The sequence below is a fragment of the Cellulomonas marina genome, assembly GCF_900111925.1.
GTDB lineage: Bacteria > Actinomycetota > Actinomycetes > Actinomycetales > Cellulomonadaceae > Cellulomonas > Cellulomonas marina.
Genome location: NZ_FOKA01000001.1, coordinates 249,258 through 264,165, shown reverse-complemented (window position 1 = coordinate 264,165; position 14,908 = coordinate 249,258). Strand labels below are relative to the sequence as shown.

Here is a 14,908-nt window from a genome sequence, read left to right as displayed (position 1 = left end):
GCCGTCGCGTGGCCGGCGGGCCCCGCGTGCGGGCCCCGGACGCCGGCACCACACTCGCGGCGTGACCTCCACCACGGGCAGCACCCCCCGGCAGGACCCCGACGACCGGCAGCAGGACGGGCGGCAGGACGGGCGGCAGGACGGACGCGGTCCGAACGCCCGCGGCGGGATCGGCGACGGGCCCGTCCGCACGCGGACGGAGACCGCGGAGGACGACCGCGCCGAGAGCCTGGCGCGCGAGCCCGTCGCCACCACGCTGACCGGCATCGTGCCGGGCACGGACGACGGGGGCCGGCCCCGCCCCGACGCGCCGCTCGTCGCCGTCACCGGCGTCACGGGGTACGTCGGGGGTCGGCTGGTCCCCGAGCTGCTGACGGCCGGCTACCGCGTGCGGGCCGTCGCGCGCCACCCCGACCGGCTGCGCGGGCACCCGTGGCGGGACCAGATCGAGGTCGCCGAGGCCGACGTCTCGGACCTCGAGGCGACCCGCAAGGCCCTGACGGGCGTGCAGGTCGCGTACTACCTGGTCCACTCCCTCGGCTCGGGCCGCAAGTTCGAGGCGACCGACCGGCACGCCGCGCTCGTCTTCGGCCAGGCCGCGCGCGAGGCGGGGGTCGAGCGGATCATCTACCTCGGCGGCCTGTACCCCGAGGGCGAGGACCTGTCCCCGCACCTGGCCTCGCGCCGTGAGGTCGGGGAGATCCTGCTGGCGTCCGGCGTCCCGACGACGGTGCTGCGCGCGGCGGTCATCCTCGGCTCCGGGTCGGCGTCGTTCGAGATGATGCGGTACCTCACCGAGCGCCTGCCCGCGATGACCGTGCCCCGCTGGGTGCGCAACCGGATCCAGCCCATCGCCATCCGGGACGTGCTGCGCTACCTCGTCGGGTCGGCGTCGATGCCGCACGAGGTGTCGCGGTCCTTCGACATCGGCGGTCCCGAGGTCCTCACCTACGAGCAGATGATGCAGCGGTACGCGGCCATCGCCGGGCTGCCGCGACGCGTCATCGTGCCCGTGCCGGTGCTCACGCCCCGGCTGTCGAGCCACTGGGTCGGGCTGGTGACGCCCGTGCCGGCCGGGCTGGCCAAGCCGCTCGTCGCCTCGCTGGTGCACGAGGTGGTGTGCGACGAGCACGACATCGCCGACCTCGTGCCCGACCCGCCGGAGGGGCTCGTCGGCTTCGACCGGGCCGTGCGCCTGGCGCTGCAGCGCGTGCAGGACTCCGCGGTGAGCACCCGGTGGTCCTCGGCGGCCGTGCGCGGGGCCCCCAGCGACCCGCTGCCCTCCGACCCCGACTGGGCCGGCGGCTACCTCTACGCCGACGAGCGGCGGACCGAGGTCGACGCCTCCCCCGCCGCGCTGTGGCGGGTCATCGAGTCGGTCGGCGGCACGCGCGGCTGGTACTCGTGGGGCCTGGCGTGGCGGGTCCGCGGCCTCATGGACCGCGTCGTCGGAGGGCCGGGGCTGCGCCGCGGTCGCTCCAACCAGGACCGGCTCGTCGTGGACGACGTCATCGACTGGTGGCGCGTGGAGGAGGTGCAGCCCGGGCGGCTGCTGCGGCTGCGCGCGGAGATGCGGCTGCCGGGGCTGGCGTGGCTCGAGCTGCGGATCGAGGACGTCGACGGCGCGGACGGTTCCGGGGAGCCCGACGAGGGGTCGCCCACCGACCCGCGCGACGACGAGCGCTGGACGCGGCCGCCGACGGTGTTCGCGCAGCGGGCGCTGTTCCAGCCGCACGGCCTGGCCGGCCAGCTCTACTGGGCGTCGGTGACGCCCTTCCACGGCATCATCTTCGGCAGCATGCAGCGCAACGTGGCCCAGGCCGCCGAGCGCGCGGAACGCGCCCGCCGGACCCCGGCGGTCGCGTCGCGCTGAGGTCCCCGTCGAGGTCCGTCAGGCGCGCGTGCGGCGGCGGAGGGCCACGGGCTCCTCGACGTACGGCTCCCACACCGCGCGCTCGGCCGGGCCGATCCGGCGCGGGCGGCCGGTCGCGGTGTCCATGAGGACGAGGGTGGATTCGGCCCGGGCGTGCACCACCGACGCCGGGTCGGCCGCCGGGCGGTCGCGGACCTCGTAGCAGATGTCCAGGCTCGCGCCGCCCATCCGGCCCAGCCACAGGGCGACGACGACGGGGTCGCGCAGGTAGGGCAGCGGCACGAGGTACTCGATCTCGTGCCGGGCGACGAAGGTCGCCACGGCCGCGTCGGGCCCGGCCTCGAGCACCGCCGTCGCGTGCGGACCCCCGCCCGCGCGGCCGGTGCCGCCGGCCGCCGGCCCGCCCGGGGGCGCCGACCAGAAGGCGGCGATGCGGGCCTCCTCGAGCAGCACCATCATCGCGACGTTGTTGACGTGCGCGTACGCGTCCATGTCCGACCAGCGCAGGTGGACGGGCACCTCGATCCTCGCCATCGCGCCATCATGCCCGCGCGCGGACCCGCTCCCGCACGGGCCCCGCACGTCGCCCGTCACCGGCACGTGACGTCCGCGACCCACGCGCCTGCTACAACCACGGGCGTGCTCACCGTCCGCGACGCCGACCACGTCCTCCTCGACGCCCGCACCGTCACGCGCGGCGACGTCCGCATCGCCGGCGGCCGCGTCCTGGCTCCGGGCGACGACCTGCCGCCCGACGACGGCCCGGACGAGGTGCTCGACGCCTCCGGCTGCGTCGTCACGCCCGGCCTCGTCAACGCCCACCACCACCTCCTCCAGACGGCCTTCCGCACGCTGCCCGGCACGCGCGGGGTCCCCATGGCCCGGTGGCTGCCGACGATGGCGGCCGCCTACGCGGCGGCCGGGCTCGACGCGGGGCTGTGCGCCGCGGCGGCGGGCGCGGGCCTGGCCGAGGCCCTGCTCAGCGGCGTCACCACCGTCGCCGACCACCACCTCACGTGGCCCGCCGGGGCCCCGGTGGCCGACACCGTCGCCATGGCGCAGGCGACGGCCGGCGCGGCGGCGACCCTCGGCGCGCGGCTCGTGCTCGTGCGCGGCACCGCCCGCGACGACCCGCAGGAGGCGGCGCTGTCGGCCGAGGCGGTCGTGGGCGCGCTGGTGCCCGGGGCGGCGGGCGGGCTCCGCGCCGACGGCCTCCTCCAGGTCGCCGTGGGCCCGGCCGGTGTGCACTCCGACGGGCCCGAGACGTTCCGCCTGCTGGCGGAGGTCGCGGCCCGCCACGGGCTGCGCCGCCGGACGCAGGCGAACGAGCAGGTCGACGTCGCCGTCGCGCTCGAGCGGTACGGCCGCCGCCCGCTCGACCTGCTCGAGGAGTGGGGCTGGCTCGCGCCCGACGTCACGCTCGCGCACCTGTGCGGCGTCAACGACGACGAGATCGCGCGGCTCGCGGCGGCCGGCGTGGGCGCGACGCACGCGCCGGGCTGCGACCTGCCGATGGGATGGGGCGTCGCGCCGGTCGCGGCGCTGCGGGCGGCCGGCGTGCCCGTGGGGCTGGGGACGAGCGGCGGCGGCAGCAACGACGCGGGGCACCTGCTGGCCGACGCGCGGCTGGCCCTCCAGGTGGCTCCCCTCGTCGGGCCCCCGCTGGCCGCGCAGGACGTCCTGGGGATGGCGACCGAGGGCGGGGCGGCGGGTCTCGGCCGGCCGGAGCTGGGCCACCTGCGGCCCGGGGCGGCCGGGGACCTGTGCGTGTGGGACGTCTCCGGGGTCGCCGACGCGGGGGTGGCCGACCCCGTCGCCGGGCTGCTGTGGGCCTCCCCCGGCCGCCGGCCGCGGCACGTGGTCGTGGCGGGGCGGGTCGTCGTGCGGGACGGCCGGCTGGTCGCCGCCGACGAGGGGGCGCTCGTCCGGGCCCTGCACGCGCGCGTGGCCCGGCCCTGAGGGGTGTCGCCGCCTACAGCTCCAGCACCAGCCGGGGGCACGCCGCGCGCGAGACGCAGATCATCATGGCCCGCCCGTCGGCGCGCTCGTCGGCGGTGAGGACGGAGTCCCGGTGGTCGACCTCCCCCTCGAGGACCGGCGTCTCGCAGGTGCCGCAGGTGCCCTCGCGGCAGGAGGACAGCACGAGCACGCCGGCCTCCTCGACGACGTCGAGCACCGAGCGCTCCGGCGGCACCGTGAGCGTGAGGCCCGACAGCTCGAGCTCGACCTCGAACGGCCCCGCCAGGACGGGCTCCCCGACGTCCCGCGGCACGAAGCGCTCGAGGTGGAGCGACCCCGCCCGCCGGGTCGCGCTCGCCGCCTCGACGGCCTCCATGAGCCGCGCGGGCCCGCAGCAGTAGACGGTGGCGGCGGGATCGGTCGCCGCGAGCAGCGCGGCCACGTCGAGCCGGTCCCCCTCGTCGCCGACGTGCAGACGGACCCGGTCGGGGTGCTCGTCGGCCAGCGCGGCGGAGAAGGCGAGCGTCCGGCGGGAGCGGCCGGCGTGGACGAGCCGCCAGTCGTGCCCTGCGGCGGCGGCCGAGCGGACCATGGGCAGCAGCGGCGTGATGCCGATCCCGCCGGCGACGAACAGCACGGGCCCGCTCGTCGCCCAGTCGGACGCGTCGTAGGCGAAGAGGTTGCGAGGGCCTCGCACGACGAGGGCGTCGCCGACCGCGAGCGCGTGCGCGCGCACGGATCCCCCGCGGCCCCCGGGCTCGAGGAGCACCGCCACCTGCCACACGGGCGCCCCGGGGACGCCGCACAGGGAGTACTGCCGCTCGAGCGCGTCGGACCCGGTCCCCAGCACGAGGTCCACGTGCGCCCCCGGCACCCAGCCCGGCAGGGGCAGCCCGTCGGCGCGGGCCAGGTCGAGGAGCACGACGCCGTCCGCGATGGGGGTGCGGGCGGCCACGACGACGTCGTAGGCGGTGTCGGCGACGCTCACGGGGCCTCCTGCCGAGCGAGGACCTGCTTGACGACGAGCACGCGGTAGGCGCCAGGTTCTGCTGCGCTGTCCGTCGTGCTGTCCGTCGGGGTGTCCGTCGTGGTGCCGGCGGTGGACCACCGGTGGGGCGTCCCGCCGCGGTAGCGCGCGCAGTCGCCGGCCGCCAGGAGGTGCCGGCCGTGCTCGCCGAGGTCGAGGAGCACCGTCCCGGACACCACGTAGAGGAACTCGTCCTCGACGTGCACGTAGTACTCGCCGGGGTCGGTGTTGGCGCCGACGAACTCCATGGGCTCGAACGGTGCCGGCGACCGTGTCAGCAGCCGGGCCTCGCCCTGCGGGAAGGGGCCGCGGGCGCCCTCGTCGGCGCGGAGCACCTCGGGCCGCGTGTCGCCGGGCGCGCGGGCGGCCGGCACCGCCGCGGCCAGCAGCTCCGCCTGGCTCGTTCCCAGCGCGGCGGCCACGCGGTCGAGCGAGACCATGCTCGCCCGCGTGTGCCCGCGCTCGAGCTGGGACAGGAACGGGTGGGACAGTCCCGCCGCCGCCGCGAGCTGGACGAGCGTGAGCGACCGGCGCCGGCGCAGCGCGCGGATGTGCGCGCCGATGCGGGCGGCCTGCGGGTCGACGACGCGCTCGCTCGCGGCGGGTGGCGCGTCCGCGGACGGGGCGGCGGACGGGGCGGGGGGCGGCATGGGCGCTGACTCTCTCCTGCCGGCGGGGGCGTCGGGGGCGGCGTCGCGAGGCTGTAACGCAACGGGTACCAGCGGTTACGCGACGGAAACGGGCGAGCCGTACATTCCGTCAATGTTCAGCCCATCAACATTGTGGCACGGACCCGCGGCCGGCGCACCGGCCCTCCCGCTCAGCCGTCACGTCGTTGCTGGTCAGAGCGCCGTAGCCGCGCGCCGGACGCCGTCGGAGCGTGCCGCACCACCGGAGAGGAGGACCGCATGACCTCGGTTCTGCCGCAGCCGCTCCGCCTCATCCGGAACGCGACCCTGGCCGACGGGCGGCTCGTCGACGTGGCCCTCGACGGCGCGACCGTCGCCGCGGTCACCCCCGCCGCGGGTCCCGCCGGCGACTCCGGCGACCACTCGGCCGGCGACTCCGCCGCGGGCGACGACGTCCTCGACCTCACCGGCTTCGTGCTGCTGCCGGCCCCGGCCGAGCCGCACGCGCACCTCGACAAGGCCCTCTCGTGGGACCGCATCCGCCCGCCGATGGGTGACCTGCGCCGGGCGATCGAGTCGTGGCAGGCCTACGCCGCGACGATGGACGTCGACGAGATCGCCGACCGCGCGCGCACCCAGCTCCTCGACATGCTGGCGCAGGGCACGACGGCGGTGCGCAGCCACGTCGACGTCCTGCTCGGCCCGGAGCCGCTGCGCGGGGCGCAGGCCCTGGTGCGGGTGCGCGAGGAGCTCGCGGGCCTGGTGGACCTCGAGCTCGTCGCGCTCGCGAGCCACCTGTCCGACGACGCGTCGGTCGAGGCGGTGCTCGACCTCGGCGTCGAGCTCGTCGGCGGCGCGCCGCACCTGGCGCCGGACCCGCAGCACGAGGTCGCGCGCCTGCTGGCCCTGGCCCGGCGCCGCGGCCGCGGTGTCGACCTGCACGCCGACGAGGGGCTCGGCGGCGCCGACACCCTCACCACGTACGCACGCACGGTGCGCGACTGGCCCGCCGGCACGTCGCTGTCGGCCGGCCACTGCGTCCGCCTCGGCACCCTGGCCGGCGACGAGCTGGCCGCCGCGGTGGCGGAGGTTCGCGCCAGCGACATCGGCGTCATCAGCCTGCCGATCACCAACCTCTACCTGCAGGGCTGGGAGCACCCAGTGTCCACGCCGCGCGGGCTCACCGCGCTCCGCGCCCTGCTCGACGCCGGCGTGCGCGTGGCCGCCGGCGCCGACAACGTCCGCGACCCGTTCAACCCCGTGGGCCGCGGCGACGCGCTCGAGACGGCGTCGCTGCTGGTGACGGCCGGGCACCTCACGCTCGACGAGGCCTACGCCGCGGTGAGCACCGGCGCCCGGTCGGTCCTGCACCTGCCCGTCGCCGGCGTCGTCCCCGGCGCTGCCGCGGAGCTGCTGGCGGTCCGCGGTGCCGACCTGGCCGAGGTCGTGGCGACAGCCTCGCCCGACCGGTACGTCGTCCACGCCGGCCGGCTCGTCGCCCGCACGCGCGTGGAGCGCACGGTCGCCGCCCCGGCCACCGCGCTGCCGACCGGCCCTCTCGACGCGGCCGGCCCCGCCGCCGCACCCGCACCCCGCCCCGACGCCCTGCTCACCGGAACGAGGTGACCCCCGTGCCCGTCGCCCCCAGCGCCGCCGCGCCCACCGCCGCCGTCACGACGTCCCTGCTCGAGTTCTCCGACGTCGAGATGACGTTCCCCGACGGGACGGTGGCCCTGCGCGGCGTCGACCTCACCGTCGGTCGCGGGGAGTTCGTCACCGTGGTCGGCCCGTCCGGCTGCGGGAAGAGCACCCTGCTGCGCATCGCGTCCGGCCTCGAGCACGCCTCCGCCGGCACCGCGACGCTGCGCACGGACCGCATCGGCTACGTCTTCCAGGACGCCACGCTCCTGCCCTGGCGGTCCGTGAAGGCCAACGTCGAGCTGCTGGCCGAGCTCAACGGCGTCGGCCGCGCCGAGCGGGCACGCAAGGCCGCGGCGGCCATCGAGCTCGTCGGCCTCGGTGGGTTCGAGCGGCACCTGCCCAAGCAGCTGTCGGGCGGCATGCGGATGCGCGCCAGCCTGGCCCGCTCGCTGACCCTGGACCCCGAGCTCTTCCTGTTCGACGAGCCCTTCGGCGCCCTCGACGAGATCACCCGCGAGCGCCTCAACGACGAGCTCCTGCGCCTCTTCGTGCAGCGGCAGTTCGCCGGGCTGTTCATCACGCACTCCGTCTCCGAGGCCGTCTACCTCTCGACGAAGGTCGTCGTCATGTCGGGGCGGCCCGGCGGGATCGTGCGGACCTTCGACGTGCCGTTCCCGCTGCCGCGCGACCCGGACATCCGGTTCACGGCCGAGTTCGCGGACCTCGTCGGGCACGTCTCCCACGCGCTGCGCGAGGGCCACGCGTGACGCGCCGGCGCGGCCGGACGCCGTGGTGGCAGCCGCTCGTCGTCCTCGTCGCCCTCATCGGCCTCTGGTACGCCGCGGCCGCGAGCTACGCCCGCCAGGAGCTGGCGTTCCTCGTGCCCTACCCGCACCTCGTGCTCCGGGCGATGGTCGCGGACCCGACGTTCACCCCGCAGCTGCTGCGCAACCTCGGGAACTCGACGGTCGTCGCCCTCACGGGGCTCGTCATCGCCATCGCCATCGGCGTGGCGTGGGCGGTGCTCATGGCGCAGGCGCGGTGGATCGAGCGGTCGCTGTACCCCTACGCCGTGATCCTCCAGTGCATCCCGATCCTGGCGCTCGTGCCCCTCATCGGGGCCCTGTTCGGCTACGAGTTCGCCTCCCGCGTCATCGTCACCGTGATGATCTCGATCTTCCCGATGGTGTCGAACACGCTCTTCGGGCTGCAGTCCGTGGACAGGGCGCAGCGCGAGCTGTTCGCGCTGCAGGGCGCCTCGACGTGGACCGTGCTGACGAAGCTGCGGTTCCCGGCGGCGCTGCCGTCGCTGTTCGTCGGGCTGCGGACCGCGGCGGGGCTCTCGGTCATCGGCGCGATCGTCGGCGACCAGTTCTTCCAGCGCGGCACCCCGGGCCTCGGGGTCCTCATCCAGGTGTCGACCTCCCGGCTCAACGGGCCGGGCACCTTCGCGGCCATCCTCACGGCCTCCCTGCTCGGCGTCGCGGTCTTCCTGCTCTTCGGGTGGCTGCGCACGCTCGTCGTCGGGCGGTGGAGCGACGCCGCCTGAGCGCGGCCCGCCCCGCCGTCCCCGGCACCCCGCACCGCCCGCCCGTCCCCTACCCCTGCCCGTCCCCTGCCCCCGTCCCGGCCCCTGCCCCGACCCCCTCTGGAGTCCCCATGCGCCCGACCGCGAAGCGGTCCACCCTCGCCGGCGGTGCGGTCCTCGCCCTCGCCGCGCTCGCCGCCTGCTCCTCCGGCGCCGCCGGCTCCGCCGACGCGACGGGCGGCGGCTCGACCGCGGCCACCGCCGCGGCGGGCGGCGTCGACCTCGCCTCCGTGTGCCCCGCCACCGTCGTCATCCAGACGGACTGGAACCCCGAGGCGGACCACGGCCACCTCTACGAGCTGCTCGGGCCCGACCCCGTCATCGACGCCGACAAGAAGTCGGTCTCGGGCGACCTGTACGCCAGCGGCGAGCCGACCGGCGTCAAGGTCGAGGTCCGGTCCGGCGGACCGGCCATCGGCTTCCAGTCGGTCTCCTCGCAGATGTACCAGGACACGGACATCACGATGGGCTACGTCTCCACCGACGAGGCGGTGCAGGTCAGCGCCTCGCTGCCGACGACCGCCGTCTTCGCCGAGGCCGACAAGTCCCCGCAGATGATCATGTGGGACCCGGAGACCTACCCGGACGTCACGACGATCGAGGAGCTCGGCAAGGCGCTGCCCGGCACGGGCGGGGTCGTCCGCTACTTCCAGGGCGCCGCCTACATGGGCTACCTCCAGGGCTCCGGCATCCTGCCCACCGAGGTGACCGACGGCGCCTACGACGGCACGCCGGCCAAGTTCGTCACCGCCAAGGGCGTCGACGGCCAGCAGGGCTTCGCCACCGCCGAGCCGTTCATCTACGAGAACCAGGTCGCCGCCTGGGGCAAGCCCGTGCAGTTCCAGCTCATCCACGACACGGGCTACCCCATCTACCCCGAGGCGATGGCCGTCCGCACGGGCGACCTCGAGGAGCTGCGGCCCTGCCTCGAGAAGCTGGTGCCGGTGCTGCAGCAGGCGACCGTCGACTACATCGAGGACCCGGCGGAGACCAACGCCCTCGTCGTCGAGCTCGTCACCGCCTTCGACAACGGCTGGGTGTACGACGCCGACGTGGCGGACTTCGGCGTCCAGCAGATGAAGGACCTCGAGATCGTCGGCAACGGCGACAACGAGTTCATGGGCGACATGGACGAGGCCCGGATCCAGACGGTCATCGACATCGACACCCCGCTGTTCACGGAGTCCGGCTCGGCGCCGAAGGAGGGCCTCGTCGCGAGCGACCTGTTCACGAACGAGTTCCTCGACGAGTCGATCGGCTTCTGACGCCGTGACCCCCGCCCTGGACGCCCCCGGTCCTGGTACCGGTCCTGGCTCGACGCCACGCCTCGCCGGCGTGCGGGCCGTCGTCACCGGGGGCGCCCAGGGCATCGGCGCAGCCATCGTGCGGCGCCTGTCCGCCGACGGGGCGCGCGTGGCGGTGCTCGACCGCCTCGTCGCCCCGGGGCAGGCGGTGGCCGACGAGGTGGGCGGCTCGTTCCACGCCGTCGACCTCGTCGACGTCGCCGCCACGCGGGCCGCCGTGGACGCCGCCACCAGCGCCCTCGGCGGGCTCGACGTCCTCGTCAACAACGCCGGGATCCTGCGCTTCGCGGCCCTGCTCGACCTCGACCCCGACGCGTGGGACGAGGTCATGGCCGTCAACGCGCGGTCCTTCCTCGTCACCACGCAGAGGGCGGCCCGCACGATGGTCGCGCAGGGCACCGGCGGCTCGATCATCAACCTCGCGAGCATGGCCGCGAAGGCCGGCGGCGCGGGCCAGGGCCACTACGCCGCCTCGAAGGCCGCCGTCGCCGCGCTCACCCGCGTCACCGCGCTCGAGCTCGGCGAGCACGGCATCCGCGCCAACTGCCTGTGCCCCGGGTACGTGCTCACGGAGATGGGCGCCGCCACCCGGACGGCCGAGGACGTCGCGACGTGGTCGTCGTACTCGCCGCTCGGCCGGCTCGGCGAGCCGGACGACGTCGCGGGGGTCGCCGCGTTCCTCGCCTCCCCGGACGCCTCCTACCTCACGGGGCAGTCCATCAACGTCACCGGCGGGATGGTCATGCACTGACGGGCGCTCGCCCGTCCGTCGCCCGGCCGTCGTCCTGCCGTCGTCCTGCTGCCCGCGCTGCTCCCCCGCTCCCCACCCGCCCCGTCCCGACAGGACCCGCCCATGACCGCCACCGCCGCCCGGCCCGCGCCGGCCACGCTCGCCGCCCTGGCCGCCGAGCTGCGCTCCCTGCTCGGGGACCGCGCCGTCACCACCGAGCTCGCCGCCCGCGAGAAGGCCTCCGTCGACGGGGCGCACCTGTCCCCCGTCATCAGCGCGCAGCTGCCCCTCGGCCTGGCGGACCTCGTCGCCTTCCCGACGACTGCGGAGGGCATCGCGCAGGCCGTCGGCGCCGCGGTGCGGCACGGCGTCCCCGTGACGCCGCGCGGCAAGGGCACGGGCAACTACGGCCAGGCCATCCCGATGGCCGGCGGTCTCGTCCTCGACCTGTCGCGCGCGCGCACGGTCGTCGAGGTCGGCGACGGGTTCGTCACCGCCGACGCGGGCGCGACCCTCGTCGCCCTGGAGCAGGCCGCCGGCCGCACGGGCCAGCAGGTCCTCATGTACCCCTCGACGGCGCAGTCCTCCATCGGCGGGTTCCTCTCGGGCGGCTCCGGCGGCACCGGGTCGATCGCGCACGGCATGCTGCACACGGGCTTCGCGCTCGCGCTCGACGTGGTGCACGCCGTGCCCGACGCGCGGCTCGTCCACGTGGAGGGCGCCGACGCCGAGCCCTACCTGCACACCTACGGCACCGCCGGCATCATCGCGCGGGCCACCGTCCGGCTCGAGCCGCTGCAGGACTGGCGCGCGCTGTACGCCAGCTTCGGCGACTTCGCCGACGCGCTGTCGGTGCTCCGCCCGTTCGCGGACCTGACCCCGACGCCCCGGCTCGTGTCGGCGGACCTGCCGACCCTTGCCGAGGCCCTGCCCGCGGACCCGGCGATCCCGGCGGGGCGCTCCAGCCTGCGCGCGATCGTCGACGCCGCCTCGCTCGACGCCGCGCGGGCGCTCGTCGAGGGCGCCGGCGGCCGCGTCGAGGACGTCCGCGAGGGCCCGCAGGCGACTATGAAGCTGAGCATGCTGTCCTACAACCACCCCGTCGAGTGGCTGCAGAAGGCGCACCCGGGCCGGTACTTCCACGTCGAGGTCGCCGGCGACGCGCTCGTCGAGCGGATCGACGAGGTCCACGCCGTGTACCCCGGCGGGATGCTCCACATCGAGGCGCAGCGCGGGCGGCCCATCGGGATGCTCGTCGGCGAGTACGAGAGCCCGGAGGCGGTGTGGGCCGGCTTCGAGCGCCTCACCGCGCTGGGCGTCGGCTTCCACAACCCGCACCAGTGGGCCGTCGACCACGAGCCGGAGCAGACGGCGGCGCTCGCCGCGACGACCGACCCCGCCGGGCTGCTCAACCCGGGCAAGCTCGCGCGCACGGACGTGGCACCGCTCGCGCCGGGGACGGTCGGCGGCATCGCGACGCGCGGCGCGGCGGTCGCCGTGACCGGGAGCCAGCGGTGAGCGCGGGCCGGCGCCTGGCGGAGCTGTCCGGGCCGGCCGCGGCCGCGGCGCTGGGCCCGGGCTCGGTGGTGGTCCTGCCGACGGGGGCCGTCGAGCACCACGGGCCGCACCTCCCGCTGCTGACCGACCAGATCATGGCCGACCGCGTCGCCGCCGAGGCGGTGGACCGGGCCGCAGCCGCGGGCGTCGACGCCTGGGTCCTGCCGACCCTGGCGTACACGAAGTCCGACGAGCACGCGTGGGCGCCGGGAACGATGTGGCTGCGCGCGGAGACGTTCCTGCAGACCGTCGTCGACCTCGGCCGGTCCGTGGCGGCGGCGGGCGCCGAGCGGCTCGTGTTCCTCAACGGCCACGGCGGGAACGTCGCGCCGCTCGGTGTCGCGCTGCGGGAGGTCCGCCGGCTCACAGGGCTGCGGACGTTCCTCGTGCCGGCGCTCGTCGCCGCGCCGCCGCCGGACGGCGAGGGGCTCGACGAGCTCGGGCTGGGCATCCACGGCGGCGCGGCCGAGACGTCGATGCTGCTGCACCTGCGCCCGGACCTCGTGGACCTGTCCACGGCCGAGCGCTGGGTGCCCGAGCACCTGGCGGCCTCCGAGCTCATCGGCTTCCACGGCAAGCCCGTGACGTTCGGCTGGCTGTCCGACGACTTCGGGCCGGCGGGCGTCCTCGGCGACCCGACGCAGGCCACCGCCGCCTACGGCGCCCGGCTGTACGAGGCGTCCGTCGCCCTGGCCGTCGCCGCCCTCACGGAGATCGCCGCCTTCCACCCGCTCGGCCCCGGTCACACGGTCGCGGGCGGGGCCGGCGTGGCCGGCCCGGTGGAGGTGCGGTGATCACCTCCTCGACGCTGTTCGGCCACGACGTCGAGGACCCCGACGCGCCGCTGGAGGACCCCGAGGCCCTGCTGGACGCGTGGCTGCCCCAGCCCGTCGACGAGCTGCGCCCGCTCATGGCGCTGACGACGCTCGACGAGGACGGCTGGCCGGACACCCGCCACGTGCTGCTGAGCGCGCACGCGCCGGGCGCCCTGCTGTTCCACACCGACGCCCGCACCCGCAAGGCCGCGCACCTGGCCGCCGACCCGCGCGTGTCCCTGGCCCTCGTCTGGCCGGACCTCGGCCGCCAGGTGACGGTCCAGGGCGAGGCGGAGCCCACGGAGGCCGAGGCCGCCGCCGCGGTCTTCGCCGCCCGGTCGCGGTACCTCCAGCTCCTCGCGTGGCAGAACGACGCCGACGCCGCGGCCCTGCCGCGTGCGGCCCGGCGGCAGCGGTGGGCGGAGTTCGCCGCCGCCCACCCCGAGGCCCTCGACGCGCCGGCCACCTGGGTCGGCTACCGCGTCACCCCCCGCCGCATCACCTTCTGGCGCGGCGACCCCGACGGCCCGAGCCACCGCCTCGCCTGCGCCCGCACCCCCACGGGCTGGACGGTCACCCGCCTCCCCGGCTGACCACCCCTGCCCACCCTGACCACCCCCGCCCCCTCCCTCCCCGAGCACCGGCACCGGCATCTCGGCGGGCGGGGCGGGCGGGCGGGGCGGGGCGGGGCTACGGCGTGGTGCGGATCGCCAGGCGGTCGGCGATCTCCGCGAGGGCCTCGGCGTAGGGGGTCTCGGCGCCCGGGCCCGGGCCGCCCGAGAGGTCGACGCCCGAGACGCCGTCGACGGCGAGCACCTGCGCCGCCAGGTCGACGGCGGCCTCGATGCCGGCCGCGTGCGGGTCGGCGGCGTCGAGGATGCCGTCGAGGAAGCCCTCGGGGAGCACGAGCGTCGTGAAGGAGCGCAGCAGCGCGGCGCTCGCGTGGTCGAGGACCACCGGGACGCAGGCGATGAACGCCGAGGTGCTGCCGAGGTCGCGCGCCTCGCGGACGAAGCGGCCGACCGGGCCCGCGCCGCCGCAGTGGTTGACGAAGCAGACGTCCGCGCCGGCGGCCTCCTTCTGGCGCAGGCGGGCCGCACGGCGGTCGGCCGGCGGCGCCATCGGCGACTCCGCGACGGAGACGAGGTGGCCGGCCGCGCGGGCCAGGGCCGCGGTGGCGGTGGAGTCGAGGTCGAAGACCGGGGGGGCGTCGGGGCGGTGGCCCGTGCGCGGGTGGTCCCCGGTGACGCAGTGGACGCCCGCGACGCCGACGTCGGCGAGCGCGGCGACCTCGCCCTCGAGCGCCACGCGGTTGCGGTCCCGGTCGTTGAGGCCGGTCCACGCCGGCAGGCCGCGGGCCTGCACGAGCGCGGCCCGGTACGCCGGCGGGAACTGCACGCGCGCCGACCCCGAGTCCCCGGCCAGGACCGCGTCGACGTGCCCGACGAGGACGTCGGCGCAGCGCTCGAGCGAGGCGCGGTCCAGCGCGCGCGCCGGGAAGTCCGCGACGACGACGGGACGCCGGGCCAGCAGGGCGGCCATGGCCGCCGCCGACGGGAGGAGCGGGGGCGTCGGCACCGCGCCCGCCCCCGGGTCCGGCAGGTACCTGACGACCGGCGCGTCGACGAACGGGCACGGCCGGTCGCCGAGCTCGCACAGCCCGTCGAACCGCACGCCGCCGCACGGGCCGTGGACCATGTCCTTCGGGCAGGCCGCCGCAGCTGGAGGCAGCGACGTGGGCAGGGCCGTCATGGCCGGACCGTACCGATCCCGCGTGTCCGGCAG

14 protein-coding genes are annotated in these 14,908 nt (G+C 76.6%); 10 read left to right on the top strand and 4 right to left on the bottom strand.

What is annotated here, in order from left to right:
• The first annotated feature begins 268 nt into the window (after positions 1 to 268).
• A complete protein-coding gene (locus BM048_RS01190) occupies positions 269 to 1,873 on the top strand; it encodes an SDR family oxidoreductase (protein WP_239078848.1) in 1,605 nt (534 codons plus the stop codon).
• A gap of 18 nt (positions 1,874 to 1,891) precedes the next feature.
• Here BM048_RS01190 and BM048_RS01185 read toward each other — a convergent pair whose 3' ends face one another.
• A complete protein-coding gene (locus tag BM048_RS01185; RefSeq protein ID WP_090029954.1) occupies positions 1,892 to 2,407 on the bottom strand; it encodes an acyl-CoA thioesterase in 516 nt (171 codons plus the stop codon).
• Between the two features lie 105 nt (positions 2,408 to 2,512).
• Between BM048_RS01185 and BM048_RS01180 the strand changes: the two genes are divergently transcribed.
• The gene (locus BM048_RS01180; protein WP_090029952.1) at positions 2,513 to 3,832 is read left to right on the top strand and encodes an amidohydrolase family protein; all 1,320 of its coding nucleotides are present in this window, start codon (positions 2,513 to 2,515) and stop codon (positions 3,830 to 3,832) included.
• 13 nt (positions 3,833 to 3,845) lie between these two features.
• Here the strand turns inward: BM048_RS01180 and BM048_RS01175 are convergent, their stop codons facing one another.
• Positions 3,846 to 4,820 carry a PDR/VanB family oxidoreductase gene (locus BM048_RS01175; RefSeq protein ID WP_090029950.1) on the bottom strand — a complete coding sequence of 325 codons (975 nt, stop codon included), beginning with the start codon at positions 4,818 to 4,820 and terminating at the stop codon, positions 3,846 to 3,848.
• Positions 4,817 to 5,509: a helix-turn-helix domain-containing protein gene (locus BM048_RS01170; protein ID WP_090029949.1), complete on the bottom strand. Its 693-nt coding sequence runs from the start codon at positions 5,507 to 5,509 to the stop codon at positions 4,817 to 4,819. The genes BM048_RS01175 and BM048_RS01170 overlap by 4 nt, the downstream gene beginning before the upstream one ends.
• A 258-nt stretch (positions 5,510 to 5,767) precedes the next feature.
• Between BM048_RS01170 and BM048_RS01165 the strand changes: the two genes are divergently transcribed.
• From BM048_RS01165 to BM048_RS01130, 8 genes are all read left to right on the top strand, one after another.
• A complete protein-coding gene (locus BM048_RS01165) occupies positions 5,768 to 7,114 on the top strand; it encodes an amidohydrolase family protein (protein ID WP_090029947.1) in 1,347 nt (448 codons plus the stop codon).
• A 5-nt stretch (positions 7,115 to 7,119) separates the two neighbouring features.
• The gene (locus tag BM048_RS01160) at positions 7,120 to 7,896 is read left to right on the top strand and encodes an ABC transporter ATP-binding protein (RefSeq protein WP_090030432.1); all 777 of its coding nucleotides are present in this window, start codon (positions 7,120 to 7,122) and stop codon (positions 7,894 to 7,896) included.
• Positions 7,893 to 8,678: an ABC transporter permease gene (locus BM048_RS01155; protein ID WP_090029945.1), complete on the top strand. Its 786-nt coding sequence runs from the start codon at positions 7,893 to 7,895 to the stop codon at positions 8,676 to 8,678. Before BM048_RS01160 ends, BM048_RS01155 begins: the two co-directional genes overlap by 4 nt.
• A gap of 110 nt (positions 8,679 to 8,788) precedes the next feature.
• Positions 8,789 to 9,982, top strand: coding sequence for a substrate-binding domain-containing protein (locus BM048_RS01150; protein WP_090029944.1), 1,194 nt, complete (start codon positions 8,789 to 8,791; stop codon positions 9,980 to 9,982).
• A gap of 4 nt (positions 9,983 to 9,986) precedes the next feature.
• Positions 9,987 to 10,772 (top strand): SDR family NAD(P)-dependent oxidoreductase, encoded by a 786-nt coding sequence (locus BM048_RS01145; RefSeq protein ID WP_239078845.1) that lies wholly within the window; start codon positions 9,987 to 9,989, stop codon positions 10,770 to 10,772.
• Positions 10,773 to 10,874: 102 nt separating this feature from the next.
• A complete protein-coding gene (locus BM048_RS01140) occupies positions 10,875 to 12,269 on the top strand; it encodes an FAD-binding oxidoreductase (protein ID WP_090029940.1) in 1,395 nt (464 codons plus the stop codon).
• Positions 12,266 to 13,102, top strand: a complete 837-nt coding sequence (locus tag BM048_RS01135) for a creatininase family protein (RefSeq protein WP_090029938.1) — start codon at positions 12,266 to 12,268, stop codon at positions 13,100 to 13,102. Before BM048_RS01140 ends, BM048_RS01135 begins: the two co-directional genes overlap by 4 nt.
• The gene (locus BM048_RS01130; RefSeq protein WP_203708856.1) at positions 13,099 to 13,716 is read left to right on the top strand and encodes a pyridoxamine 5'-phosphate oxidase family protein; all 618 of its coding nucleotides are present in this window, start codon (positions 13,099 to 13,101) and stop codon (positions 13,714 to 13,716) included. Before BM048_RS01135 ends, BM048_RS01130 begins: the two co-directional genes overlap by 4 nt.
• Positions 13,717 to 13,813: 97 nt before the next feature.
• Here the strand turns inward: BM048_RS01130 and BM048_RS01125 are convergent, their stop codons facing one another.
• On the bottom strand, positions 13,814 to 14,875 hold the full coding sequence (locus BM048_RS01125; protein WP_139224260.1) for a methylenetetrahydrofolate reductase C-terminal domain-containing protein: 1,062 nt from the start codon (positions 14,873 to 14,875) through the stop codon (positions 13,814 to 13,816).
• Positions 14,876 to 14,908: the final 33 nt, after the last annotated feature.